Here is a 23605-nt window from a genome sequence, read left to right on the forward strand (position 1 = left end):
TCGGCACGCTATCCGCGCCTGACAGGCTGGGCCGAGGATGCCATCGAACAAACCCTGACCTTCTTCAGGCTGCCGAGACAGCACCACAAGCATCTTAAATCCACCAACATGCTGGAGCGGCTCAACGAGGAAATCCGCCGGCGCACCTATGTCGTGCGCATCTTCCCCAATACCGAAAGCTGCCTGCGCCTGGTCAGGGCCTTGGCCGTCGAGACCAATGAAAACTGGATGGAGGCCAACCGATACATCAATATGGACGAGCTGCGCGAGCACAAGAAGCTCGCTCTGCGCCAAGCCGCATGACCAGCATCATGGCCGCCCCATTTTGCAAAACTTGACGCACACAACCGGCGGAGCTGCCTTGCCGAGCGCCTCGACTAGCTTGCGATCACGCCCTTTGCTCCTTTGCAATCGGGCGACGGCGCCCAGATGGGAGCAACATGACGAACGCGCCTTCGGCGCCTCTGAGCGCTTGCCGATGGCTGCCGAACAACAGACGCTCACCAATTTTTTCGTACAGTGAGCGCTGGAAAAATTGAGCTTCCGCTAGCCAGAGCAGGAAAGAAGCCAGAAGAGTGCCAAAGGCGTTTATATCAAGGACCTAACTTCATACATCGATAAGCGACTGTCTGAAGTGCGCTCCTTCAGGCGTAGCTATCAGCAGCCCACCTGTGGCATCTTTGCGCTCGGAGTTTCAGCAATTCCTAGATGACTCACAAGATGCTAGCTCCCGTCCGCCATTCGTGCCCATTCCCAAAATACACCCGAATGCCCGCGCAGAACGGCGAACCCTTCTCGAGCACTGGCTCGCCTCAGAATGCCGCTGCCCCAGTAATGATCAACGTTTGGAAGATCGTGGCGCGTGGTCGTCTCAGTTTTCATCCCGCTCCTCGGTTTCCTCGGCAAGAATCTCCCTCTCCTGCTCAAGTCTTCGAATAAGGCGATCGAACTCTTTGACCCCAATCGCGCCAGTTGAAACGAGGTGAAAGCTGGCATCTTTCGACAGCATCCCTGCCCACTCGCGCTGATCGCCGTGCGGGCTCGCCACTCGCTCGACCCCCTTGGGTTTGGCATGCGGGTCGCCGGTCAGCACCGGTGGCCATGAAAACCAATCATCCGCGTACGGGACCTTGTACGACTCCTTTGCCCAATATCGGTCATGGTCGAACCGAGGAACCCGATCCATGTCCACGCCCAGATCGTTCAATCGCTCGTAGAATCCCGTGTAATTGAAGTTCTGCGGGTCACTGTGGCCGTCCGGAATCCCGCGATCGATTTCTATATGTGGCACGATCGTGAGAACTCGATCGACCGTACGGCAAGCGCCAATATAACAAGCCGCTAGGCTCGTGTACTGCGCCGAGTTCGGAGAGCCCCCCTCCTCGTAGTCTATTTCAATGTTAATTGCCTTGCCCTTAAGGTCGAACTTAGGCAGCTTTCCGTTCTTTGGCTTCAAGCCGGACTCTGCCTTCGTCGCCCACACGTTCGTCTCTTGGAATGGCCACAAATGGACCACCTCTCCCGTTTTGAGAATTACCGCGTGCGACTTGTTACGCTTTTTCCCAATCCAAGGCTTCACTGTGTCGTAGGTGAGCTTTCCGTCCACGGTCTGGTGGAGGATGAAGTGAGTGCGCCCGGCGCAACTGCCATCCATAAGGTCACAAGCGTCCTTGAGGTCAGCCAATGGATCTGTCGAAATATCGTTAATGCCCATGTCCCACTCCTAGCAAATAAATCCCCGATACTAGCATAGTAGCCGAGGCCGGCTCGTAGCCGCACGGTCCGTTACAAGGACTCCGCCTTAAAGACCGTCTATGCCAACGGATTGGCCGAAAGACGAGGGCACTCTCGAAACCTTCCTGCACAAGCTGAGGCTGGAACTGGGCGAAGCCAAGTGAGCCAACAAGCCCTGGCTTCGGCTCAAGATCACAGGCCTTTGTTTGCCGGACCCCTACGTGGCTCTCATGGTTGACCGCCAAGCTAGGCTACAAGGCCAAACTCCGAGAGATCAATCCGGAGGCTGTAGTCCATCCCACCGTCGACGCACGCTTTGAGTTCAGCGACGTCCCGCAGTGCGCCGGGTTCGGACCTTACCGACCTCAGGCTCCACGCAACCACAAGAAGTTCGCTCATTTTTACATCGAAGAAGCCACTCCTATCTAACACCGGCGATTCCGGTCGAACATGCTCAATCGCTGGCCGCCAACCTGCGGCTGTTACTTGGATTTCGTACTTCTGCCGTCCTGGTTCTGAGCCCTCTTGGGCTTGCAGTTCGGCGGTACGTCGCGCCAATAATATTCCGCGTAGCGCGAGAAGGCCCAAATGAAGCTGGCGGTCAGCCAAACCAGGGAGATTAGGACAAGGGACAGAAGCAAATTCTGCCACCACGGAGAAATATCTGCCCATTGCCCTGGATCATACCTGTTCAGATCGGTGGAGGAGGAGGGAAGCGCGTTTTCGACATTAATCCCGATCCAGAAGACGATGTTCGAAACAATAAAGAGCGATGTGGCCAGGTAGAGCGTGATCTCAATCCGGTTCGATATTCGATCCGCGACGGTGACGTTGAGCTGATAGAAAAACTTGGAAAAGAAAGTCACGAGAAAAAGCGTTGTCGCGGCAATGACCAGCGCCGGCGCCAGACGCTTTATCCATGGATCGACCGCATCGATCGGGATGACGTTGAGATTGAATATCCAGTCCACGATCAGAGCGGTTCCACCGACTCCGATAGTGAAGACGAGAACCCGCGCGATCTTATCACCTTGCCGATAGAACCTTTGCAACTTTTGCCGCGCCGCATCGACATAACGGTTCGTGTCAAATCCATACTCGTCGAGGAAGGCTATGAGCGCCAGAATGATGCCGAAGAATGCATCGCCGAAGGATTTGCCGTAGACGCCGAAAAGCGCGTAAGTGATAGACACGGCTGCGACAGCCAGTTTCAGATTGAAATGTCTTGACCTGGGCGTAGCCGGTTTGTTCAGCAAATCGTTCACGGTTTCCCTCCGCTGTAACATTTCCCCGACAGCTCAGAATAAGCCGGTTAGATCGAATTGCAATTGCGCGATGACGGGACGGTGTCGGTAGTAAGTTGCAACCTTTTTGGACCTTACAACCTGAATGAACCGAATTCACGCCCCTGAAATCGCTCACCTGTTAAATACTCAGAACAAGCTCGTCATTCATTACGACGTTCATTGAGCAGGATTGTTGAGCATTACCCTTTCATGAGCCCTGAACTCACGTGTGCTAGTGTGCCAGGCCTCTTGTCGCTGACCGTTCAGCGACCAGCAGGCGCGGTCTTGTCAATCACAGCTGAAATCGCCTTCTGCCACACGCCGACGAGGTCACGCGCTTTCACTACCAACTTTGCTCAACGGAAATTCTGGATCACGTTTGAGCACATGCCAATCTGAATTTTCCGCAACGATCTCTTTGATAATACTTCCGGGGTCATCCTGAAGTCACTCGCCTAGCCAGCTCAGTTCGCTTCAACGTAGGCAGCGGCTCGATACCGCCCCATAGCCGACCTTCACGAGCAGCCCTTCCTCGCACATCCGGGAGAGGTAGCACCGTGGGATGCCGACGTCGGTGAGATCGCGAGTCCGTACCTCGCCGCGTTCTTGCGCCAGAGCAACGGCGCGATTCCGGAGCGATGGTGGACGCCCCTGCGAGGTGTAGCGCTTCCGCGCGGTCCCGATCACGTTTTCGCATTTGATGCGGCAGTGCCGCGTCCCGGAGTAGCGCTATGGCGAATTCGTATTTCTCAGATTCATCGATCCCGGAGAGCCAACTTCCAAAGATTTGGCCAATCGTGAGCATTGGCGGCGGCATAAGCCGCAGCTCTTTGTGCAGCAGATGCGCGAGGTTGGCGGCTTCGGATTTGAGGACATTCCACGCACGGCCGTTTGTTCTGCCCAATTGAGCGCGGATATCGTGCCGCTCATCTACCATGGAAGCAGTCGAACGACGCCGCTCGCTGGCAAAGTGTTCGCCTGGCGCTTGCCCGATCTCATCGATTTCAAACACGGGAAGCTTCACTTCGAAACGCGCGAAACCTCTGTCGCACATACAACATAGACGCCACCGCTGACATTGTTCTAACCGGCGTCAATCACGATCATCGGATTGAACCGTGGTGGACCCTTGGCGAGCAGCGCACCGCCATCATTAGGGGGACAAAGGAACTTGGAATCGCGCTTGTAACGACCCCGAACTTCGGTCTTCTGCTCGACAATCCGCGAACAGATGATCTTCACGCGATAAAGCGTATCGCCATCACATTCGAAGAATTCCAGCGTGAAGGGGTGGCCTGCGCACTCCATCCTAACGGCCGGACCTATCGGGACTTTGAGCGCTGGTCGAGACTTATTGCCGAGCGCTGTTTGGTGCAAAGCTGCAGCGCGTAGTTGTCGAGCATCAGCTCGCCAACATGACGGCATCGTGCCGAGCGGTGCCGCCGCATGATGCCTCAACGTCGGGCTCACCACAAACAATGCTGTCCCCATTGAACGAAACTGTCGCGAAGCGAACAGTCGAACTGTAGCCGAACGTTTTCCGTTCGTGCTTGGGTGGATCCGCAAGGCAAAAACAAGGAAGTGCGAACCAAGGTCCGCCCGCACAATTGAGCTTCAAGCCGCAGCTGGTCGTCAGGCTGGCACGTCATTTGCGGTCGAATGCAGGACCCTTTGTGACGCCTACCTCTACCAGCTGAGTTGACTGTGATGATTGTACGAAATTTTGCATACCTCCATTTCGGCGAAAATTATGTTATCGGCAGCTAAAACCAAATATTGGACAACAATCACCAGAGTACATTCTAGGATTTCCTTCAGGGCTTAGCTGACGGCGCAGCAAAACTGCGCACGTTTCAAAGCTGTTCACAGAATCACTCGCGTCCATCACTTTATTATTAAAGCGGAGATCGACAATGACCACTAGGAGCCTCCTCCTCGGCTCAACTGCGGCACTGATTGCCGTTTCCAACGCTCGCGCCGTCAGCACCGCCGCCGAGCCTGACCCGACTGAGTACGTCAAGATCTGCGACGTCTACGGCTCGGGCTACGTCTACATTTCGGGCACCGAGACCTGCCTGCGAATCGGCGGCTCTGTCCGTTACAACGTCGGATTGTTTGACCACTCAAGAACCTCGGATGTGAGGACTGGTGAGCATCAGAGCGCGTGGCAAAACAACACACGCTTCACATTGAGAACCTGGACCGGCCAGGAGACCGAGCGCGGGACGTTGAAGACCTACACCGAAACCCGCGTGAACTTCGGCAGCCACCAGACATCGGTTTCGGACAGTTCTCGGTCCTATGCCTTGAACGGAGGCAGCGGCCTGACTATCGCCTGGATTCAGCTTGGTGGCCTGCGAGTTGGTAAGGACCGGTCGGCTTTCGACATGTTTATTGGCTGCGCGGGTGATGTACTGAACCAGACGCCGGCTCCGTACGGCGCTTTCGATACCAATGTGGTTCAGTACTACTTGGACGCAGGGAACGGCTTTTCGGCCGTGGTTTCGCTGGAACAAGGCTCGGACGTGGTCGGCACAATCGACAGCTACGCTCCCCACATAGTAGGCGGCTTGAAATACGCACATGGCTGGGGAGCGATCACCGGCGTTGCAGCTTATGATAGCAACTACGAATCGGTGGCCGCCAAGGTCCGTGTCGACATCAATGTCACCAACGAACTATTGCTATCCGGAATGTTGGGCTACGGTTCCCATGGCCAGCTCAACTACGGCTCGACGAATTCGGTAGACGCTCATGGTCGCGGTTTCTATAAACCTTGGGGTGGGAACTGGGCTTTCTGGGCTGGCGCCGGTTACGAGCTCACCGAGTCAGCTTCGTTCAACCTTCAGCTCTCGGGTGATCAGCTCAACAACTATGGTGTCGCTGCGAACGTCGCCTATGCGTTCCTTCCCGATTTCACAGTTACGGCTGAACTCGACTATGACCGCTACGGAGGCTCCGCCGTCGGAAAGGTGAAAGCTTCCGAAGTGAACTGGACCAATGCCAACAAGAAGAGCAGTGTCGGCGGTATCCTGCGTTTCGAACGCTCATTCTAATGCGATGAAGCGTTGAGTTCCGAGGTCCAGTTGATGCGCGGACATTCCCCCTACATTCCGTTGATTGTGCATGCACGGCTCGGCCGTCGTACGCGGCGACCGTCATAGAGCTCGGGTTTGACGCCGTGCTCCTGAACACGGCGGTCCCGAGGGCGGCCGATCCGGTCGGCATGGCGCGTGCGTTCGGCAAAGCGGTCGATGCCGGTCGTGAAGCTTTCAGCTCGGGAATGCTCGAACGGCGCTACCCACCGACGATCGGCAGGGCCGTCTTCTCATGAAGTCGTGGACGTGCCGGCTGGATTGACCGGCTGGTGCCGCTCGGCGTCCGTCTGGTGCAGCTCCGGATAAAGGATATGGACGAGAAAGGACTGCAGACGGAAATCCGCCGCGCGAACGACGCCTGCGCGGTCCATGGTTGCCAAGTGAGTCAACGACATTTGGCGCACGGCAATCGAGGAAGGCTGCGACTTCGTCCATCTTGGTCAAAAGGATTTGGCTGCCGCCGATGCTGGCGATGAAATACGTCGGATTGAAGCTCGGCCTGTCGATCCACGATCACACCGAACTGGAAACGGCGCCAGTGGCGGAACCGGAGTATGTGGCGCTCGCCCCAGTCTATCCAACAGCCTCAAGAAGATGAATGGGCGTCGCGAGGACTCGAGCGGATCAGCGGTGGAAGCACCAGGTCGCGCCGATCCCATTGGTCTGCATCGGCGGCCTCAACCTGACCGTCTCGAAGGCGTTTTTTGAGGCTGGCGCGGAAAGCGCAGCCGTGGTCACCGACTTTGCGCTGAACGACGCCCCAGAAGCGCGCACGCGAGAATGGATCGAAAGACCAGAGCAATGGCCCCGAGGCGAGAACCGCATGTGCTCGTTGCTGTCGGGTCAGACACCAGCGGTGGGGGCTGGAATTGCCCGCGAGATCCAGACGATCGCTTCCAGTGGCGTGCGCACCTGCCTTGCTGTCAGCGCGCTGACGGTGCAAACCCATGAACACGCCTGGAAATCCAAGTTACGCAACCCCGTCCGGTGGCGGATCAGATGCGCGCTACGCTTCAGCCTAACAGAGTGGCCGCCACCAAGATCGGCATGCTCGCAACGGCTGAGATCGATCGTCGCTGCGGTTGCCGCTGTGCTGCGCGAATATCCGCGCACCGGCAATCCAGATCCGGTGCTGGCTTCCACGTCAGGCCGAGCGTTCTTGAAGCAAGCGCCATCCCGCATCATGAAGTAGCATCTGATGCCGCTTTGCCGTGTCGACACCCAATGTCATTGAACTGGCGCTTCTTGCCGGCTCAGTGCTACCGGTGAATGAGGCCGGCGCGCTTCAACAAGGACACAAGCCACCCCGTCTGCTGGACTCCTCCAAATTCGAAACACGGATAGTTACTATCCAGACAATTGATTTTATCAATCTGCGACAATACCGCATAGCGGCGCCGGCGGAATGATCACCGGTAGCAAGACGAGCTGTTTCGTTGGCCTGTAGGACGCGCACCGCGACCGAGGTACAAGCCAGCCCGTCTGCGGCCATGTTCGGATCGGGCGCATCGGTGCGCCGATGAGATTGCCGGCGGAACGTTCTATTCGTACAGCCGTGACGGCAGTCATCTCACCGGCGCCATCCTGCCGATGGATGGCCGGCAGTCGGTGCAGCATGGGCTGACACTGTTCGGAATGAAGCCGCTCGCGCTTCGGACGGTTGAAATGGAGGACATTAGCGTGGAACCGATCAGTCTCGACGAACTTCTGGCCAGCGTCGGCAAGGAAGTCGGCGTGTCGCCGTGGCGGGTGGTCTCGCAGCAGATGATCGACCAGTTCGCCGAGGCCACCGATGACCACCAGTTCATCCACTGCGATCCGGAGCGCGCCAAGCGCGAGACGCCGTTCGGCGGCACCATCGCACATGGCTTCCTGTCGCTTTCGCTTTTGTCGGCGATGACTTTCGAGACCATGCGGCCGCTCGAAAACTGCAAGATGGGTGTCAACTATGGCTTCGAATCGCTGCGCTTCCTGGCGCCGGTGAAAACCGGATCTCGCATCCGCACCCGTTTCGTACTGGCCGACGTCAAGGTCAGGCCGTCGGGCTGGGTGCAGACGGCGCTGGGCGTGACGATTGAGATCGAGGGCTCGAAAAAGCCGGCGCTGACCGCGCGCTGGTTGACGCTGACGCTGATCAAACGCCAGCCGGAGGCGGCCTGAATTGCTCAAGAGCATCAGCAGAGACGATCTTCACGTGCCGGGGCGATGTAGGCGACTAGTGCGCACCGATCGGCAACGCGGCCACGGGGGTCGGCTAGATAGAGTGGCAGGAATGCCTAATCGGGGCTCCGACTCGGAAGGGGCTTCGATGTATCGGAAGCGCTTCGGCTTTCGGCGCTGCATTCCTTCTTCACGAAGGTCCATGGAGAATTCCCGACCACGGGGTCGAAAGATCGGCTTGTGATCGGAGTGGGCAGATCCTCCCCGACTGAATCTGCCAATAGGGTGTTATCGAGTCAACCGGGTCGAACTTGAGGTCGCGGGTGTCGCTGATCGGCTGCTCGTCGAGCTCGAGAGCTGCCAGCTAAAGGAAGAACACGGCTATGAAGAGCTCCGCAGTTGATGTGGATGCCCAGAGCTGGGAGTGCAGACCGACGAGTTCCCAGCGGGCGAACTTGCCATTGGTAGCGCGCCAGACCAGTGGCGAGAAACCCTCGATGAGAAGGCCCCTGAGGCGCACGCGGGATGGACTACAGTGGCGTTTGGCGAGAGGGCCTTCGAAGACGAGATCGAGTGTAAGATGGACGAGCTCGACACGCGTATCGCGCAGTCCCTGGCGCTCGTGCGTGCGAACTGTTGGTAGATCGAGCTGACTAGATGAACCGGGATGGCATTAAAGCGGAACTGGAAGAGACGTCCCTGGCCGAACTAAGTAAGATCAATCCAGCCATCGCTAAAGGTAGGCGAACACGAGACGTTCGGACTCCGTGCCGCTGAAATCCTCAAATTGAAACGGCCGGACCGTTGGAGCTATCATCACCCGCTTGGCTTCCAGAGCTACGGAGCGGGTTGATTATCTGAACGTCCTCGAAGTGCTTTTCATTGTCGGTCACTACGACACACTCGTTGGCTTCGGCTACAGCGGCAATGATTGTGTCTAGGGCGCTCCGCGAACGGCCTCTGGCTTTGCCGTTGGCCATCAGCCGCGCCCACACGAGGCCAGCTTTCTCGTCGAACGATAGCACGCGGCCAGCGAACAGCGCTTGCGGGCCTTCGGAGCCCTCGAACCAAGTTTCAAGGCTGCTGCGCTTTTTCCCCTTCGGCTTCTCTAGGATGCCTCGGCGAATTTCGGCGACAGTAAGCGAAGCAATGAAGAGGTCTTCGTCCTTCTGCGCGCCCATCCAGGCCAGCAACGAGCCCGAAGGCTCCGGCTTTATGACGTTGCTGATGATATTGGTATGAAGAAGGTAGCGCGTCACAGGTCGATCTTGCGCCCCTCTTCGCGCGGCCGGCTGAGGTCGAGATTGGAGCCAACCAGAGGCGAGCGACGCAACGCGGCGAGAATGCTGCCCGCTTTCGGTGGCTCACCCGCCACGGCTTGCTGTATGGTCCGACGAAGCTGTCGGGCATCCGGCCCGCTCTCCGTTAATTTTCGGGCAAGAGTTCGCAGTAGATCGCGGTCTGCGTCGAACGCCTGGATCTCGAACCGCGCGATGCCGCGCTCAGCCAGGCGAGAGCGATAATTCTCGATGGCTCTCTTCTGTGCAGTGTTGCCCATCGCGTGCCTCCGTTCTCTATCCGGATATATAGCTGGCTTCTTCGGAGCACAAGGTGCCCCGTCATCGGCCAGCACTGGCTCCTGCGCGACGCGCGTTATTGATAGAATTCCAGCTTGTCGAAGCACTGCTTGGCATCATTGTCGCGAAACGGAGTATTTCGCGTCAGGACAGGAACGCGATCGTAGCGCGCCGAAACGGCAACAGCCGAAAAGCTTCGTGTGGTCGCCGGCGCGGCCCGCGAATCGGCTGTGTCTGCGTCGCCGAAGCCCGATCGACGCTTCGTCAATCTGGTCCGGCTGCTGGCACGACAGGCCGCACGGGATTTCGTTCTAGCCGAAACGGATAGCCAGACGCGAGACCGCGTCCCGGAGTAAGGGGCCGCCTCATGAAGGTCGCGCTTGGCGCTCGCTACTCAACTGACAATCACCGAGACGCCTCGATCGACGATCAGTTGCGGCTCTGCTGCTTGCGTGCTGAAAAGCAAGGCTGGACAGTCGTCGACAGCAATACCCACCGCGCGATCTACGGCGGGTCGCTGTTGCGTCCCGGCCTTCAGGAGCTGATCAGCGATGCGATGCAGGGCAATTCCGTGCTCGCAGAGGCGATGGATCGCCTGACCATGACCGCTGCAAACCGGGAGCAGGCCAGGCTGGGCAAACGTTGCAACAGATCCTTCAAGGAAATTCATAGACTCTTAGCAACTCCGGCTCGCTGTGAATGGTAGGCTTATTGCAACGTCTGAGGTCAGTGGTTCCAAACCGTGGCCCCGCTTGTCTTCGACTGGCCGAACTGCTTGCAATTTCGGCTAAAGGCAAAAGAACGCCCTTTGTTGTTCGACAGGGCGATATCGGCAGTCGCCACAGCCACCGAGATTTGTCCGGTCGTTGGACAACCTTCAAAAGCTGCGACTTCTGTGGAGGACGCGAATGAGAAATTCGGTAGGACTTGGTCCTGAGCCATGATGACACTGGTTAGTCGCCTACGCATGGCAGCGCATCCTGACCGCCTTCGAATCCTGGGCCTTTGTGCGCATGCGGACCTAACTGTCTGCGAGCTAGCGGAGATTCTGAGCGTGTGTCGAGAGCGGGTTGCGCGACACGTCCGGCTGCTCGCCAGAGCCGACTTTCTTTGCTGCAACGAACAGCCTCCGTGGCGCTCGTACCATCTCAACGCAGGATCCAACGACGGCGGGCTGGTTCAATTATTGGTCGATCTCCTGCCCCATCGCGACGGCTATCATAAACAGGACCTGCAGCGGCTCGAAGCGGTACGAGACACGCGGCCGAAAGGGACCGCGTGCTTGATCGTGAAATAGGTCAATCCAATTGGAGCGCGAAGCTACCATGGACAACTCCGCAGACGGCGCGATCGCACAGCCGGACACCCACGGGCGGTCTTCCTTGGCCGCGGTTGATTGCCGCGTCCACGAGTTGCTTCTGAGACAGGAGCGGCAGGAGCGGACGACCCTGAAGCTCATCGCCTCAGAGAACTTTGCGTCCTCGGCCGTGCTGGAAGCGAACGGCTCGATTTTCACGAACAAGTACGCCGAGGGGTACCCCGGCGCGCGCTACTACGCTGGAAACGAGATCGTTGATGAGCTTGAGGATCTGGCCATTGAGCGCCTGAAAACGCTATTTGGCAGCGAGCATGCCAACGTCCAGCCTTATTCCGGCTCGCCGGCCAACCAGGCTGTCTATCGTGCGCTTTTGAGTCCCGGTGACAAAGTCATGGGCTTGCCCCTTCCGGAAGGGGGCCATCTGACTCATGGTTGGGCCATCAACTTTTCCGGAACTGACTATCAACGCGTGCCCTATGGACTAGATGAAAAGACACAGCAGATTGACTATGACCGCTTGCGCGAGACAGCCAAGCGGGAACGGCCGCGGCTCATTTGGGTCGGCGGAACCGCTTACCCGCGTGTCTTTGACTACGCGGCAATGGCAGAAATTGCCCTGGAAGCGAACTCCTATCTCGTAGCCGACATTGCGCACATCAGCGGCCTGATTGCCGCGGGAGCGCACCCGAATCCCGTGGGCCATTGCGACGTGGTCAGCAGCACGTCCCACAAGTCGATCCGCGGTCCCCGCGGTGGCTTCATTTTGTCAAGGAACGAAGATCGCTATCAGGCCCTTTATCATACAAAGAGCAAATACAATCTCGCCAGACGAATAGACCGGGCGGTCTTCCCTCACCTGCAAGGCGGGCCCCACATGAATGCCATCGCTGCGCTAGCGGTTGCCTTGCACGAAGCCGCGAACCCGTCCTTCCGAAGCTACGGCCAACAGACGGTCAAGAATGCCAAGGCTCTGGCACATGCACTGCTTGAGCGAGGTTATGACCTGGTTACCGGGGGGACGGACAATCACATGCTGATCCTTGATCTTCGCGATCGGCCACTATCGGGCAAGGCCTATGCCGAGCGACTAGCAAAGGCAGGAATCATCACAAACTTTAATATGGTGCCTGGCGACCCGCGGCATCCGGCGGTCACAAGCGGAATTCGCCTGGGGGCGCCAGCAGTGACGTCAATGGGCATGCGCGATGTGGAAATGGTGCAAATTGCTGGCTTCATTGACTCCGTCCTCCAGCGGCCAGACGACGAAGATCTCCATGCCTGCGTGCGAAGAGACGTTGCCGACTTGTGCGCTGCGTTCGAGGTCCCGGGCATCTGCGACAAGTAAGGTGGGCCAAGCAAAATGCCCATACCACATCCAACATCCCAAGCGAGGTATTCATGGCTAGGCAGTTCGTGTTCTCTTCCGAATCGGTTGGCGCGGGGCACCCGGATAAGTTGGCCGACAACATCTCGGATGCCATCCTCGATGCCATCCTCCGCACAGATCCCAAGGCGCGCGTCGCCTGTGAAGCGTTGGTAAAATCAGGGATAGTCGTTCTGGCTGGCGAGATCACCAGCGATGCCCAGGTGGATTACAGCCAAGTTGCGCGCGATACGATTCTCGACATTGGGTACGACGACGAGGCCGTCGGCTTTGACGGCCGGCGTTGCTCCGTCGTTCATGCCCTCACCGAGCAGTCGCCCGACATCAGCCAAGGCGTTGACGAGGGAAGAGGGCAAGACCTCCAGCAGGGAGCGGGAGATCAGGGCCTCATGTTCGGCTACGCATGCCGCGAAACCGATACCCTGATGCCTTTGCCGATCCAGCTCGCTCATCGCTTGACGAAACGGCAGGCGTATGTCCGGAAGGCACAACAGCTTGGCTGGTTGCGTCCTGACATGAAATCCCAAGTCTCAGTGCGCTATGAGGGGTTGCGCCCGGTCGCCCTGGATACCATCGTCGTGTCGACGCAACATGACGAGCAGGTCTCGCAAGAGACTGTCCGCGAGGGCGTCATTGAGGAAATCATAAAGCCTGTCCTGCCGACCCACCTGGAGACGGAAGGCATCAGAATTCTGGTCAACCCGACGGGGCGGTTCGTAGTCGGCGGGCCGCGCGGCGACTGCGGTCTCACTGGACGCAAGATCATCGTCGATTCCTATGGCGGGATGGGTCGTCATGGCGGCGGCGCCTTCTCGGGCAAGGACCCGTCCAAGGTTGACCGCTCGGCTGCCTATGCAGCCCGCTATGTCGCAAAGAACATCGTCGCTAGCGGACTTGCGGACGTGTGCGAGGTGCAGCTTGCTTACGCAATCGGCGTGGCCAGTCCGGTTTCCGTCATGGTCAACACGTTCGGGACAGCCAGGGTTGAGGAAAGCAGGATCGAGCGCCTCATTCTTGAGTTGTTCGATCTCAGACCGAAAGGCATTATCAAGATGCTTGATCTCTTACGCCCTATATACCGCAATACAGCGACCTATGGCCATTTCGGCCGTGAAGAGCCTGATTTCACCTGGGAGAAGACAGACAGGGCGGACGAATTGCGTCGCGAGGCAGGACTCGCCGCCCCGTGAGAGCCGCCGGCGAACGGATTGGCAAGCGGAAAGCCCATTTCCACCGGGCAGAGCCGCGCCTGGCAGGCGTGGCAAGAAGCCGGCCCGGGTTTTTTGGCGGAGACATTGATGCCGGATTATGACGTGCTTTGCATCGGCAATGCCATTGTCGACATCATCGCCCAGTGCGACGACGCTTTTCTCGAGACCAACGGCATCATCAAGGGTGCGATGAACCTCATCGACACCAGGCGCGCCGAGCTGCTCTACAGCCGCATGGGCCCGGCGATCGAGGCCTCTGGCGGCAGCGCCGGCAACACGGCGGCGGGCGTCGCCAGTTTCGGCGGCCGCGCCGCCTTCTTCGGCAAGGTCTCCAACGATGCGCTGGGCGAAATCTATGCGCACGATATCCATGCACAGGGTGTCGCCTTCGACACCAGGCCGCTCAAGGGCGAGCCGCCGACGGCGCGCTCTATGATCTTCGTCACGCCCGACGGCGAGCGCTCGATGAACACCTATCTCGGCGCCTGCGTCGAGCTTGGCCCTGAGGATGTCGAGGCCGACAAGGCATCCGGCGCCAAGGTTACCTATTTCGAGGGCTATTTGTGGGATCCGCCGCGCGCCAAGGAGGCGATCCGGCAGACGGCGAAGCTCGCACACGAGGCCGGACGCGAAGTGTCGATGACGTTGTCGGATTCGTTCTGCGTCGACCGCTACCGGGACGAGTTCCTCGAGCTGATGCGCTCGGGCACTGTCGACATCGTCTTTGCCAACAGCCACGAGATCAAGTCGCTCTACCAGACAAAATCCTTCGACGAGGCGCTGGCTCAGATCCGCAAGGACTGCAAGATTGCCGCCGTCACCCGTTCCGAAAAAGGCTCGGTGATCGTGCGCGGCGACGAGACCGTGGTCATCGAGGCGACCGCCATCAAGGAGTTGGTCGACACCACCGGCGCCGGCGACCTCTACGCCGCCGGTTTCCTGCATGGCTACACGCAGGGCCGCAACCTCAAGACCTGCGGCGACCTTGGCTCGCTGGCGGCCGGCCTGGTGATCCAGCAGATCGGCCCAAGGCCAAGGCAGAATTTGCGCCGCGAGGCGGAAGGGGCTGGGTTGCTGTAGATGCGCCGGCAACTAACCAGCCGCCCTACTGACGCGATGACCGCAGTGGCGGAACTGTGTCAAAGCTCGCTGATAGCGACAGCCATTCGCTTCGGAGAACTGACCCATGCTGCTGCCGTGAAGCTCGCTGGAGGAGCGGTGCAAGGCGTGCTTGCCATGACGGCATTCACCGTCATCCAGATCGTCACCAGCATTTTCCAGAAGCTCAGCTTGGGTAAGGCCAGTAAGGTTCCTGAGGTAACGGAGAACTCGCGGCGTCCGTCGGACTGACTTGCGATCACGTCCCACGATGCCGAATGCGGGCAGCAGACTGAATATTTCACAATGCTAGACAAAGGCGTAAAAGCGCGATCACATAACGACATAAACATTTCGTTATGCGTCATTGACAAAAGAGCGAACTGCTGTGATTGTCTGCGTGTCGTGGTTCTCGCGTGCGGCGCTGCCGCAGCGGAGCTAAGAGGGAAGCCGGCGCGATGCCGGCGCTGCCCCCGCAACTGTTAGCGGCGAGCCAACACACGTCACTGAGGCGAATACCCTCAGGAAGACGGGTAGAGGCTATGACCCCGCGAGCCAGGAGACCTGCCACGCGAATTACGTCCACGGGCGGGGTGTCTCGGTGGCCGCTGCAACCCGGCGTTGATGCCGGCCTGCTAGCGCCTTCCTTGTCACCGACGCCCCAATCATCGGGGTATGACATGACTGTCTCTCAGCAAATTCCTGTAGCAACGCTCGGCGTGCCGCGCTTCGGTCGTCGGCGAGAACTGAAATTCGCGCTTGAAAGCTACTGGTCCGGAACATCGTCCGCTGGCGACCTTCTCACGACGTCGAAGGCGCTCCGTGCCGCTAGCTGGGAAGAGCAGCGCGATCGCGGCGTGTCGAAAATCCCGTCGAACGACTTCTCGCTTTACGACCATGTGCTCGACACCGCAGCCATGGTCGGGGCCGTTCCATCCCGTTACGGCTGGAATAGCGGCGAGGTCCCACTTGACATCTACTTCGCAATGGCGCGCGGCAACCAGGGTCAGACGGAGGATTGTGGACACGCTGGTTACCAGGAGGAGGCTCATGGACCTGGTGTAACCGCGATGGAAATGACCAAGTGGTTTGACACCAACTACCACTACATTGTGCCGGAACTCGATGATGATCAGACGTTCGCCCTCTCGTCATCGAAGCCGGTCGATTACTTCCTCGAGGCTAAAGCTCTCGGCATTCACACACGCCCAGTCATCCTTGGACCCATCACCTTCCTCAAGCTGGCGAAATCGCCTGCCGAGGGGTTCGGTCCCATCGCGCTCCTACCGCGGCTGCTGCCGGTTTACGAGCAGCTTCTGGAGAGGTTGAAGCTGTCGGGAGCCGACTGGGTGCAGATCGATGAGCCAGCGCTTGTCCTCGATCTGAACCCGAACGAACGAGCTGCGTTCGAATTCGCCTATGGCCAGCTGTCGAAAGCCGCGCCCGAGCTGAAGATCATGCTGGCTACGTATTTCGGGTCGCTGGGAGACAATCTCGAAACCGCGATTTCTCTGCCCCTGGCCGGCCTGCATATTGATCTCGTGCGCGCTCCCGAGCAGCTGGAAACGGTGGCTCGGCTCGCTCCGAAGGATCTGGTGCTCTCGCTTGGCTTGATCGATGGCCGCAACGTCTGGCGTGCGAACCTGCCCGCCATTCTCGACCGCATCAAACCGATCGTCGCCGGCTGGCCCTTGGACCGCGTCGAGATCGCGCCTTCTTGCTCGATGCTGCATGTGCCGATTGATCTGCGCATGGAGACGGAACTCGACGCGGACATCAGGTCGTGGCTCGCCTTCGCGGCCCAGAAGACCGACGAGCTGGTCTTGCTGGCCCGGGCCCTGTCCCAAGGCAGGGATGCGGTGGCAGGCGCGTTGAAAGCGTCTGCCGAGGCTGCCGCCACGCGCGTGACATCCACGAGGATCCATGACCCGCTTGTTCAGGGGCGGATCGCTAGCATTGAGGACAGCGCGAAGCGACGAGAGAGCGCTTTTGGCGAGCGCTCCAGAGTCCAGGCCGGCTCACTCGGGCTGCCGCCGTTCCCGACGACGACCATCGGGTCCTTCCCGCAGACGCCGCAGGTACGCAAGGCGCGGGCCGCTCATGCGAAGGGCCAGCTGAGCTATGTCGACTATGAGACGTTCCTGAAGAAGGAGATCGAGGCTGCAATTCGCTGGCAGGAAGAGATCGGGCTGGACGTGCTGGTGCATGGTGAGTTCGAGCGAAACGACATGGTACAGCATTTCGGCGAGCAGTTGTCCGGCTTCGCGCTCACCCAACATGCCTGGGTACAAAGCTATGGGTCGCGCTACGTGCGTCCCCCCATCATTTTCGGCGACGTATCGAGGCGCAATCCGATGACAGTGCGCTGGTGGCAATTCGCCCAGTCGCTTACGGAAAAGCCCGTGAAGGGAATGCTCACAGGCCCAGTCACCATTCTCAACTGGTCTTTTGTTCGCGACGACGTACCCCGCTCCGAAGCCTGCCGCCAGATCGCGCTCGCCATCCGCGACGAAGTGACGGATCTCGAAAGATCCGGCGCAAGGATGGTCCAGATCGATGAGGCCGCGTTTCGCGAAGGATTGCCACTGCGCCAATCTGACTGGAAAGTCTATCTCGACTGGGCTGTCGAATGTTTCCGGATCGCTTCAACGGGTGTAAAGGACGCGACTCAAATTCATACCCACATGTGCTATTCGGAGTTCAACGAGATCATTCACGCGATCGCTGGAATGGATGCGGATGTCATTTCGATTGAGACGTCGCGCTCGAAGATGGAACTGTTGGACGCCTTCACGAGCTCCAAATATCCGAACGAAATCGGTCCTGGCGTCTATGATATTCACTCACCACGCGTCCCGGAAGTCGGCGAGATTTCGGACTTAGTCATGCTTGCCCGCGAGCGACTGTCCGACGGCCAACTGTGGATAAACCCGGACTGTGGCCTCAAAACACGCAAATGGGAGGAGGTCCGCCCTGCCCTCATTAACATGGTCGCTGCAGCACGCGCGCTCCGGCAGAAAGTGCAGGCGTGAGGCTTCTCTTCCTCACCGTGTGGGGAGTTGCCGGCTGGCGGATGTCGGCCGGGAATATGCCAAACCGATCACACTCTTGGAAATGAGCCACTCGGCGCAAATGTGCAATTTCCCTACGGCACGTGTCTTAATCCCGCAGAAATATAAATGTGGCACTACGCTATAATATCGTTCCTTGGGGACATACAGGCCCCGCGCCTCGAACAAATCGGACACGCGTCGTTTCTCAAAGTAGACTGCTTGGCGCGTTCGCTCAGGCAGCGACAATATATGGTGCTGCGTCTGTCCGCCCCCAGTTGATCGAGCAGACTACGGGCGAGGTGGCAGGGTCCGGGTATCGCTAGCGTCCCGCGGAGATGGACGTCGCAATTCGTGTCGCCAAGTAAAAATCGCCAATCATTTTCGATTGCGAGTCCGCAGCCAGTTGGCCCTTATTTTCCTGAGATCTGCGTTACAGGCCGGGGCGTTGTCGCCGTTTCTGAGGGTAAGATGGGATAGGCGACGTCAGGTGCCTCTCCGGTCAGCGAGTTGAGGAAGGCAACAAGCAGGTCAACTTCTTCGTCCGCCAGTACTACGCCGAGCTGGGTGGTCCCCATAATGGCGACGGCCTGTTTCAGATCCCAAACCTTGCCCGTATGAAAGTATGGCGCGGTGAGTGCAACGTTGCGCAGCGGCGCCACGCGGAAGACATAGGAATCGTCGGCTGCATTGGTGACCTCAAATCGGCCCTTGTCTTTGTCCGGCAGGACTTCGGCGCTGGGCCGTTCCACGAGGCCGAATGGGTAATAGGCTTGCCCACCAACGTTGATGCCGGCATGGCAGGACGAGCAGCCTTTGTCCATGAAAAGCACCAGGCCCTGTTTCTGTTCGGAAGTCATGGCAACCTCATCACCATTCAGGAAGCTGTCGAACGGGGCAGGTGTGACCAGTGTCGCCTCGAAGGCTTCGATCGCCTTGGCGAAGTTGTCGAAGGTGACCCGATCGGCTTCAGCCGGAAAAGCTGCATCGAACCACTCGACATATTGCGGCATGGACTTGAGAGTGGCGATGAGTTGGCTCGGTGTATTGGCCATTTCGATCCCGGCTTGGACCGGTCCCTTCGCCTGAGCCTTCAGGTCTTCGGCACGACCATCCCAGAACTGGGCGATGTTGAAGACAGCGTTCAGTACAGTCGGCGCGTTGCGCTGTCCCTTCTGCCAACCATGGCCAATCGAGGTTTCGTGATTGTCGTCGCCGCCGGTGGCCAGGTTGTGGCATGAATTGCACGACAAGACGCCTGACGCCGAGACGCGTGGATCGAAGAACAGTGCCTTGCCGAGAGCGATCTTTTCCGGGGTGATCGGGTTGTTGGCGACTGTCGGCGTGGTGGATGGCAAAGCCGTGAAGGTGGCCAATGCCGTATCTCTGAGGTCGGTGGGGATCGAATCCGCAGCAAAGGCGGTGGGTGCCAGCAAGGTGACAGCCATCGTACTGAATAGGATTTTCATAATTGGTCTTCCTGCGTCGTCCACGCAGCCATTATGCGATCTGCGGCTCATGAACGCCCTGAGCTAGATCAGCTTGAGGGAGAGTACGGGGTCTGACACCTGTTTTCGCAGCTGAGCTGGGACCCTCTTGGAAGTGATCGCTCTTCTCGATTGGCTTCAGGGAGAAGGAGTATCCCTGCTCGGCAACCAGTTGTATGCATCAAAGCACGCCCTGAGGGCGGCTTCGTAGATTCGGTCACTGCGATCTTCCAGCCAAGGTTCAGAAAGTCACAGCATGCGCAAGACTGGCAATCTCTTGCACGAGGTGCGCTGCACGCCTTGCGAAAAGTGAGCTTCTGAACCGTCAGGGTTCATTCGTTCCTCCTGACCTGCTGATTGCATGAATCGGCCTTATCGACACCCGCCGACTGCACATTGTGATGTCACCAGCGATGGCGGTTTCAATACCTAAGCAGCAACGGTCTATGTGACAGTATGGATGTCGTATCGGAACAGGCGTTCCGCCTTTGTGGACCGTCACACCGGCATATAGCTCCGCTTCTACGAACATCCCATCACGCGAGGATGGCGCGGCGCTTGAGCAGGTCCACCCGCTGCAACTGCCTCACACCTTGATCCACAGATCCTAGGCGATGACCATGTTGTCGTCATCATTTGACGGGCGCGGGGCATTGGCTCATAAGCGAGCCACCGCAAACTGTGCGGTTGCCAGCGCGTAATGAAGTGAATTGGAATGATCTTCGGTTTGGGAAACACGCACGTCCGACGCAGCTTGCGTTGACAGAGGCGGTTTTAGGCGCAATAGCACCTCCGCTGGCCTATTTTGTGGAGTTCAATTGTGGTTCGGCCAAAGGCGCGGGGCGCCGGACCGGCCCCTTGTAAACGTAATCAAAGAGAGAGAGACCCTGCATGGAAGAAATCTTACCGCGCATCGCCACTGGTGCCGGCATCGGCCCGGCTGTCGCAGAGAAGGCCGTTGGGTTAATGCTGGGTTTCCTGCGGAGCCACGCGGCCGACGGTCCCGGCGCGCGCATGATCGAGGCCATTCCGGGAGCTTCGGAATTAGTAGCGAAGTATCATGGGGACGACCCAGAGGGTGGCGGCCTTATGGGGCTCGGGCAGCAATTGATGAGTGAGGGTCTCAGCATGGCAAAGATCGCCGCCCTCGCCAACGAGACGATCGCCTGCGCCAAGGAACATGCCGGCGACGAACTCGTGGACGAGGTCCTCAATTCCGTTCCTGGCCTTCCCCAGTTCGTCTGATTAGCGGCAGCCGGGGCGCATGACCTTGTGCGCCCGTGCCGGCCCGTTTGCGCAGCAGGCATTCTCCGCCGGGCGTTCCGCACCGATCTCGTGAGACCACCAACCGCCGGGCACGCGGAGCGAGCGTTGGATTAATTCATTCGTCTGTTGCAAAATCAACTTCAGGCGATTCGATGTGTATAATTTCTGGCGGTAAGGGTTTATCCTGAACGCTTTCGATGAAGCCCGCGAGATAAGCAAACGTATTGTATTTCTCGAGGACTAGCCGCTTCGCCTCTCTTATTGCGCCGCGACGTTCCTTCCAGAGGTCTGAGTTGATGATTTCTTGAATTTTTTGGATTACGTTCTTGTCCTCTGGGTCAATCAGAACCATAGAGTCCGAAGGGAAGAACCTCGTGATTGCCGGGCTGCCGTAATAGATCGGCATTGTTTCAGCGACGAAGCAGTCCATAAGCTTCTCTGTAAAATAGTAATCAGCACGAGTATTCTCGAACGCTATACTGTAACGATAAGGTGCGAGTGCGTTCCATTTATCTCCAATCAGCCGAAAACCTCGGCCGAACAGGTCAAAATCGAGCTCCTTTCTTAGCCGTTCCAGAAACGCCAGCCGATACCGATGTCCTTTAAGCAGGGCGATGTTACTGGTGATCCATGAGAGCCGAAGTGGCTTATCCACGACTTCGCTGACCAGAAGTTGGTCATATGTCTTGTTTACAGACCAAGACCGAGTGATCGGTGGAGACAAAACGAATCGGCGCGCTGCATTCTGCCGAGCAACCAGCTCTGCGTCAGACGTCAGGACGATAGTATTTTTCCCCTGCCCTTCATGAAATGCACGATGAGCTTTCGTCGGCGGTTCGCCGATTGCAAAAATTGTCCTGTTGGGGCTCGCCTCGATATCAACAGGGAGCCCAAAAAGAGAAGCAGAGTTAAAGACAATATGCCAATCGGGCGCGAAGGATGTCGTGCGTACAAAAGCGACATTGTTCCAGATTCCACTGCCCTTTGGAGTGAGGTGGTGGATTGCATCATCCAAAACGCCCCAAGAATCTAGACATGTAGCAACAATGGGCGCCGGGCGTTCCGTCAACAATTTGGCCGACAAAGCAGTTCCACTCCCTTCACTCGTGAAGGTACTCAATCGCCATTCAGGATTGCGGTAACATCGGGCAGCATAAACCTTCCGGGACCTGCTGTCGAGGCAATTGTCGCTTTGCACTTGACCAGGTTCTTCCTCGCTTCGTGTGGTGATCAGGCCGGCTGAGTGGCAGCATGCGTGCCTAAGGAGTTCGCAGCCGGCGCTGCCTAATGGTACGTTTGATCGTCTTCAGGCGGTTGATCAGCCCTTCCGCCTCGGCCGTTCTCCACGGCAGCAATGGCATCGCGAACGGAGTCAACGTCACGGCGTAGGACCAGACCGAAACGCGTGATGGCGATGAGCCGGGTGACGCCAAGTCGATCGAAGTGCCGAGCTTGCCCAACTCACAGGCCCCGCAAAATGCCGCGGAAGGGCATGGCAAGCCTGCGCATAGTGGCAAACTCATGTCATCCCTGCTTCAGGACGTCGACCTTTCTGGCCTGGTTGATCGTCAGCACATCCGGAGGCTTCATGCAGAGGGCCTCGGCGACTACCGGCGAGATCACACGGCCGGTCGCGGCATTCTGTATGAGGACGCGTCGCTGGCTGGTTGATGCGTATGATTGATGCAGGCGGCTCACTGTCCTTGCCCGGCCTCTCGGCGCGGCGCCAACTTGCGAGAAGCCGCTCCAGATTCGAGAAGCTGCCGGTCGCCGCGCTGTTTGATATCGTGGAACAGGTGTCATCCGCAGCCATTGCCGCCTCTCCAGGACCGGCTAAGAAACGCCTCGAAATACATTTATGTCCTAAGTTTATCAGCGGCGGTTCCCAGCCCCTTTGCAAGAGCGGCTCACCGGCGATGAACTTACATCACTTTGGCCATTGCCAATGAACGTTTGTTCCATCGTCCCTGACGCCCACCATCAAGCGACCACTATCGGTCGATTTCACAGCGCAAAGAAGCAAAGCGAGACAAAAACAGCGCGCTTAGCCTCGAGGCTACTAGCAACTTCGGCGCTAAGTTAGAGCGGCACGCGCCACGCACCTCGGCAGGGTCGCCAACAACGAGTGGCTCAGCGGTCACGCCGCCAAATATGGCGCATCGATGTCGCTTCTGGACGAGCATTGGCAATAACGCAGTCAGAGACATTGTTGCTTTCAGCGGCAACCGGCCCTATGAAGCGACGCTTCGCTGACTATGTTTCACCGCCTGGAGAGTTTCATGACAGAAGAAGCCGGAAAAAACGTCGACACCCTCATTGAGCTTGCCGCCGACGTCGTGTCGGCCTACGTGTCCAACAATCCGATCCCGGTGGGGGATCTCCCTGCCCTCATCGGCCAAGTGCATGCGGCTCTGAGAGCGACGGCCGGAGGTATCTCTGCACAAGAGCCGGTTGCCCTTACGCCTGCAGTCCCGATCAGGAAGTCGGTGACACCGGACTACATCATCTCCCTTGAAGACGGGAAGAAATTCAAATCTTTAAAGCGCCATCTGTCGACCCACTATGGGCTGACGCCGGGTGAATATCGGGCCAAATGGGGTCTGCCGGTGGATTATCCCATGGTGGCGCCGAACTACGCCGCGAAGCGTTCGTCACTGGCGAAAACGATGGGGCTCGGCCGCAAACCGAAAGCGCCGAAAGAGCCGGAAGCGCCGGTGCCGACGAAGCGAACTCGCAAGAAGGTCGCGGCTTGATTGCGGGCAATTGAAATTCCTTCTGCAGCGTTGCAGCCGTCGGCTTGGTCTGGGCGTCGCATAAAAAAGGCGGGGCCAACCCCGCCTTCCTTTCCAAGAACTTGTTTCATGAGGAATTCGCGACCCATGCAGCAATCTGCTGCCCTCACTTTTTGCTCGTCCTTATCGAGCGGCAGTGAGCAC

The 23605-nt window shown here is 58.3% G+C and carries 21 protein-coding genes, 2 pseudogenes and 1 riboswitch; of the genes and pseudogenes, 15 read left to right on the forward strand and 8 right to left on the reverse strand.

Translation table 11 applies throughout. The features are described from left to right. Positions 1-303 (forward strand): transposase (locus tag NKI37_RS30550; RefSeq protein WP_352791716.1); only part of this gene is annotated, 303 nt, incomplete at its 5' end. 568 nt (positions 304-871) lie between these two features. On the opposite strand, the gene NKI37_RS30555 is transcribed toward NKI37_RS30550, so the two are convergent. The 3 genes from NKI37_RS30555 to NKI37_RS30565 all read right to left on the reverse strand — a co-directional run bounded on the left by NKI37_RS30555 (position 872) and on the right by NKI37_RS30565 (position 3707). Next, positions 872-1714 (reverse strand): hypothetical protein, encoded by an 843-nt coding sequence (locus NKI37_RS30555; protein WP_352791715.1) that lies wholly within the window; start codon positions 1712-1714, stop codon positions 872-874. A 502-nt stretch (positions 1715-2216) separates the two neighbouring features. Further along, complete coding sequence (locus NKI37_RS30560; RefSeq protein ID WP_352791713.1) at positions 2217-2999, reverse strand: hypothetical protein; 783 nt, start codon at positions 2997-2999, stop codon at positions 2217-2219. 495 nt (positions 3000-3494) lie between these two features. Continuing rightward, positions 3495-3707, reverse strand: coding sequence for a type IV toxin-antitoxin system AbiEi family antitoxin domain-containing protein (locus NKI37_RS30565; protein ID WP_352791711.1), 213 nt, complete (start codon positions 3705-3707; stop codon positions 3495-3497). A 145-nt stretch (positions 3708-3852) separates the two neighbouring features. On the opposite strand from NKI37_RS30565, the gene NKI37_RS30570 reads away from it, so the two are divergent. Beyond that, positions 3853-4083 (forward strand): hypothetical protein, encoded by a 231-nt coding sequence (locus NKI37_RS30570; RefSeq protein ID WP_198029345.1) that lies wholly within the window; start codon positions 3853-3855, stop codon positions 4081-4083. 20 nt (positions 4084-4103) lie between these two features. Here the strand turns inward: NKI37_RS30570 and NKI37_RS30575 are convergent, their stop codons facing one another. After that, positions 4104-4499: a hypothetical protein gene (locus tag NKI37_RS30575; protein WP_352791710.1), complete on the reverse strand. Its 396-nt coding sequence runs from the start codon at positions 4497-4499 to the stop codon at positions 4104-4106. Between the two features lie 434 nt (positions 4500-4933). On the opposite strand from NKI37_RS30575, the gene NKI37_RS30580 reads away from it, so the two are divergent. The 4 genes and pseudogenes from NKI37_RS30580 (at position 4934) to NKI37_RS30595 (ending at position 8278) form a co-directional block, all read left to right on the forward strand. Then, a complete protein-coding gene (locus NKI37_RS30580) occupies positions 4934-6076 on the forward strand; it encodes a porin (RefSeq protein WP_023690656.1) in 1143 nt (380 codons plus the stop codon). A gap of 18 nt (positions 6077-6094) precedes the next feature. Then, a pseudogene (locus tag NKI37_RS30585) lies at positions 6095-6354 on the forward strand (thiazole synthase); the annotation flags it as partial. A 21-nt stretch (positions 6355-6375) separates the two neighbouring features. After that, positions 6376-6917 (forward strand): annotated as a pseudogene (locus NKI37_RS30590) (thiamine phosphate synthase); the annotation flags it as partial. Between the two features lie 866 nt (positions 6918-7783). Then, positions 7784-8278 (forward strand): MaoC family dehydratase, encoded by a 495-nt coding sequence (locus tag NKI37_RS30595; protein WP_031203438.1) that lies wholly within the window; start codon positions 7784-7786, stop codon positions 8276-8278. A gap of 782 nt (positions 8279-9060) precedes the next feature. On the opposite strand, the gene NKI37_RS30600 is transcribed toward NKI37_RS30595, so the two are convergent. Together NKI37_RS30600 and NKI37_RS30605 are read right to left on the reverse strand one after the other, a co-directional pair. Beyond that, a complete protein-coding gene (locus NKI37_RS30600) occupies positions 9061-9537 on the reverse strand; it encodes a type II toxin-antitoxin system VapC family toxin (RefSeq protein WP_352791708.1) in 477 nt (158 codons plus the stop codon). After that, on the reverse strand, positions 9534-9836 hold the full coding sequence (locus NKI37_RS30605) for a hypothetical protein (RefSeq protein ID WP_023671839.1): 303 nt from the start codon (positions 9834-9836) through the stop codon (positions 9534-9536). The genes NKI37_RS30600 and NKI37_RS30605 overlap by 4 nt, the downstream gene beginning before the upstream one ends. 386 nt (positions 9837-10222) lie before the next feature. Between NKI37_RS30605 and NKI37_RS30610 the strand changes: the two genes are divergently transcribed. From NKI37_RS30610 to metE, 6 genes are all read left to right on the forward strand, one after another. Continuing rightward, positions 10223-10561, forward strand: a complete 339-nt coding sequence (locus NKI37_RS30610) for a recombinase family protein (RefSeq protein ID WP_352791706.1) — start codon at positions 10223-10225, stop codon at positions 10559-10561. 619 nt (positions 10562-11180) lie between these two features. Continuing rightward, positions 11181-12518 carry a serine hydroxymethyltransferase gene (glyA, locus tag NKI37_RS30620; RefSeq protein ID WP_352791704.1) on the forward strand — a complete coding sequence of 446 codons (1338 nt, stop codon included), beginning with the start codon at positions 11181-11183 and terminating at the stop codon, positions 12516-12518. A gap of 53 nt (positions 12519-12571) precedes the next feature. Continuing rightward, positions 12572-13747, forward strand: coding sequence for a methionine adenosyltransferase (gene metK, locus NKI37_RS30625; RefSeq protein ID WP_023693516.1), 1176 nt, complete (start codon positions 12572-12574; stop codon positions 13745-13747). A 108-nt stretch (positions 13748-13855) separates the two neighbouring features. Continuing rightward, positions 13856-14848 carry an adenosine kinase gene (locus NKI37_RS30630; RefSeq protein ID WP_352794650.1) on the forward strand — a complete coding sequence of 331 codons (993 nt, stop codon included), beginning with the start codon at positions 13856-13858 and terminating at the stop codon, positions 14846-14848. Then, positions 14849-15118 carry a hypothetical protein gene (locus NKI37_RS30635; RefSeq protein WP_023750988.1) on the forward strand — a complete coding sequence of 90 codons (270 nt, stop codon included), beginning with the start codon at positions 14849-14851 and terminating at the stop codon, positions 15116-15118. It abuts the gene before it with no gap. A gap of 137 nt (positions 15119-15255) precedes the next feature. Continuing rightward, a riboswitch (cobalamin riboswitch) is annotated at positions 15256-15452 on the forward strand. 94 nt (positions 15453-15546) lie between these two features. Further along, positions 15547-17898: a 5-methyltetrahydropteroyltriglutamate--homocysteine S-methyltransferase gene (gene metE, locus NKI37_RS30640; protein WP_352499285.1), complete on the forward strand. Its 2352-nt coding sequence runs from the start codon at positions 15547-15549 to the stop codon at positions 17896-17898. 431 nt (positions 17899-18329) lie between these two features. Here metE and NKI37_RS30645 read toward each other — a convergent pair whose 3' ends face one another. Beyond that, positions 18330-19385 (reverse strand): cytochrome-c peroxidase, encoded by a 1056-nt coding sequence (locus NKI37_RS30645; protein WP_352562589.1) that lies wholly within the window; start codon positions 19383-19385, stop codon positions 18330-18332. A 909-nt stretch (positions 19386-20294) separates the two neighbouring features. On the opposite strand from NKI37_RS30645, the gene NKI37_RS30650 reads away from it, so the two are divergent. Continuing rightward, the gene (locus NKI37_RS30650; protein WP_023671848.1) at positions 20295-20648 is read left to right on the forward strand and encodes a hypothetical protein; all 354 of its coding nucleotides are present in this window, start codon (positions 20295-20297) and stop codon (positions 20646-20648) included. 136 nt (positions 20649-20784) lie between these two features. On the opposite strand, the gene NKI37_RS30655 is transcribed toward NKI37_RS30650, so the two are convergent. After that, entirely contained in the window at positions 20785-21789 is a 1005-nt protein-coding gene (locus tag NKI37_RS30655; RefSeq protein WP_352791620.1) for a glycosyltransferase family 10 domain-containing protein, read from the reverse strand. 550 nt (positions 21790-22339) lie between these two features. On the opposite strand from NKI37_RS30655, the gene NKI37_RS30660 reads away from it, so the two are divergent. Beyond that, a complete protein-coding gene (locus tag NKI37_RS30660; protein ID WP_155923630.1) occupies positions 22340-22618 on the forward strand; it encodes a hypothetical protein in 279 nt (92 codons plus the stop codon). 330 nt (positions 22619-22948) lie between these two features. Continuing rightward, on the forward strand, positions 22949-23422 hold the full coding sequence (locus NKI37_RS30665; protein ID WP_023702968.1) for a Ros/MucR family transcriptional regulator: 474 nt from the start codon (positions 22949-22951) through the stop codon (positions 23420-23422). Positions 23423-23605: the final 183 nt, after the last annotated feature.

The organism is Mesorhizobium sp. M0626, from assembly GCF_040320665.1.
Classification (GTDB): Bacteria; Pseudomonadota; Alphaproteobacteria; order Rhizobiales; family Rhizobiaceae; genus Mesorhizobium.

What these genes read in the sequence shown, in the direction of transcription:
- NKI37_RS30555 (WP_352791715.1), bottom strand. Translation starts at nt 1,714, where the DNA reads ATGGGCATTAACGATATTTCGACAGATCCATTGGCTGACCTCAAGGAC.
- NKI37_RS30580 (WP_023690656.1), top strand. Translation starts at nt 4,934, where the DNA reads ATGACCACTAGGAGCCTCCTCCTCGGCTCAACTGCGGCACTGATTGCC.
- NKI37_RS30595 (WP_031203438.1), top strand. Translation starts at nt 7,784, where the DNA reads ATGGAGGACATTAGCGTGGAACCGATCAGTCTCGACGAACTTCTGGCC.
- NKI37_RS30605 (WP_023671839.1), bottom strand. Translation starts at nt 9,836, where the DNA reads ATGGGCAACACTGCACAGAAGAGAGCCATCGAGAATTATCGCTCTCGC.
- NKI37_RS30610 (WP_352791706.1), top strand. Translation starts at nt 10,223, where the DNA reads ATGAAGGTCGCGCTTGGCGCTCGCTACTCAACTGACAATCACCGAGAC.
- glyA (WP_352791704.1), top strand. Translation starts at nt 11,181, where the DNA reads ATGGACAACTCCGCAGACGGCGCGATCGCACAGCCGGACACCCACGGG.
- metK (WP_023693516.1), top strand. Translation starts at nt 12,572, where the DNA reads ATGGCTAGGCAGTTCGTGTTCTCTTCCGAATCGGTTGGCGCGGGGCAC.
- NKI37_RS30630 (WP_352794650.1), top strand. Translation starts at nt 13,856, where the DNA reads ATGCCGGATTATGACGTGCTTTGCATCGGCAATGCCATTGTCGACATC.
- NKI37_RS30635 (WP_023750988.1), top strand. Translation starts at nt 14,849, where the DNA reads ATGCGCCGGCAACTAACCAGCCGCCCTACTGACGCGATGACCGCAGTG.
- metE (WP_352499285.1), top strand. Translation starts at nt 15,547, where the DNA reads ATGACTGTCTCTCAGCAAATTCCTGTAGCAACGCTCGGCGTGCCGCGC.
- NKI37_RS30645 (WP_352562589.1), bottom strand. Translation starts at nt 19,385, where the DNA reads ATGAAAATCCTATTCAGTACGATGGCTGTCACCTTGCTGGCACCCACC.
- NKI37_RS30650 (WP_023671848.1), top strand. Translation starts at nt 20,295, where the DNA reads ATGGAAGAAATCTTACCGCGCATCGCCACTGGTGCCGGCATCGGCCCG.
- NKI37_RS30660 (WP_155923630.1), top strand. Translation starts at nt 22,340, where the DNA reads ATGCGTATGATTGATGCAGGCGGCTCACTGTCCTTGCCCGGCCTCTCG.
- NKI37_RS30665 (WP_023702968.1), top strand. Translation starts at nt 22,949, where the DNA reads ATGACAGAAGAAGCCGGAAAAAACGTCGACACCCTCATTGAGCTTGCC.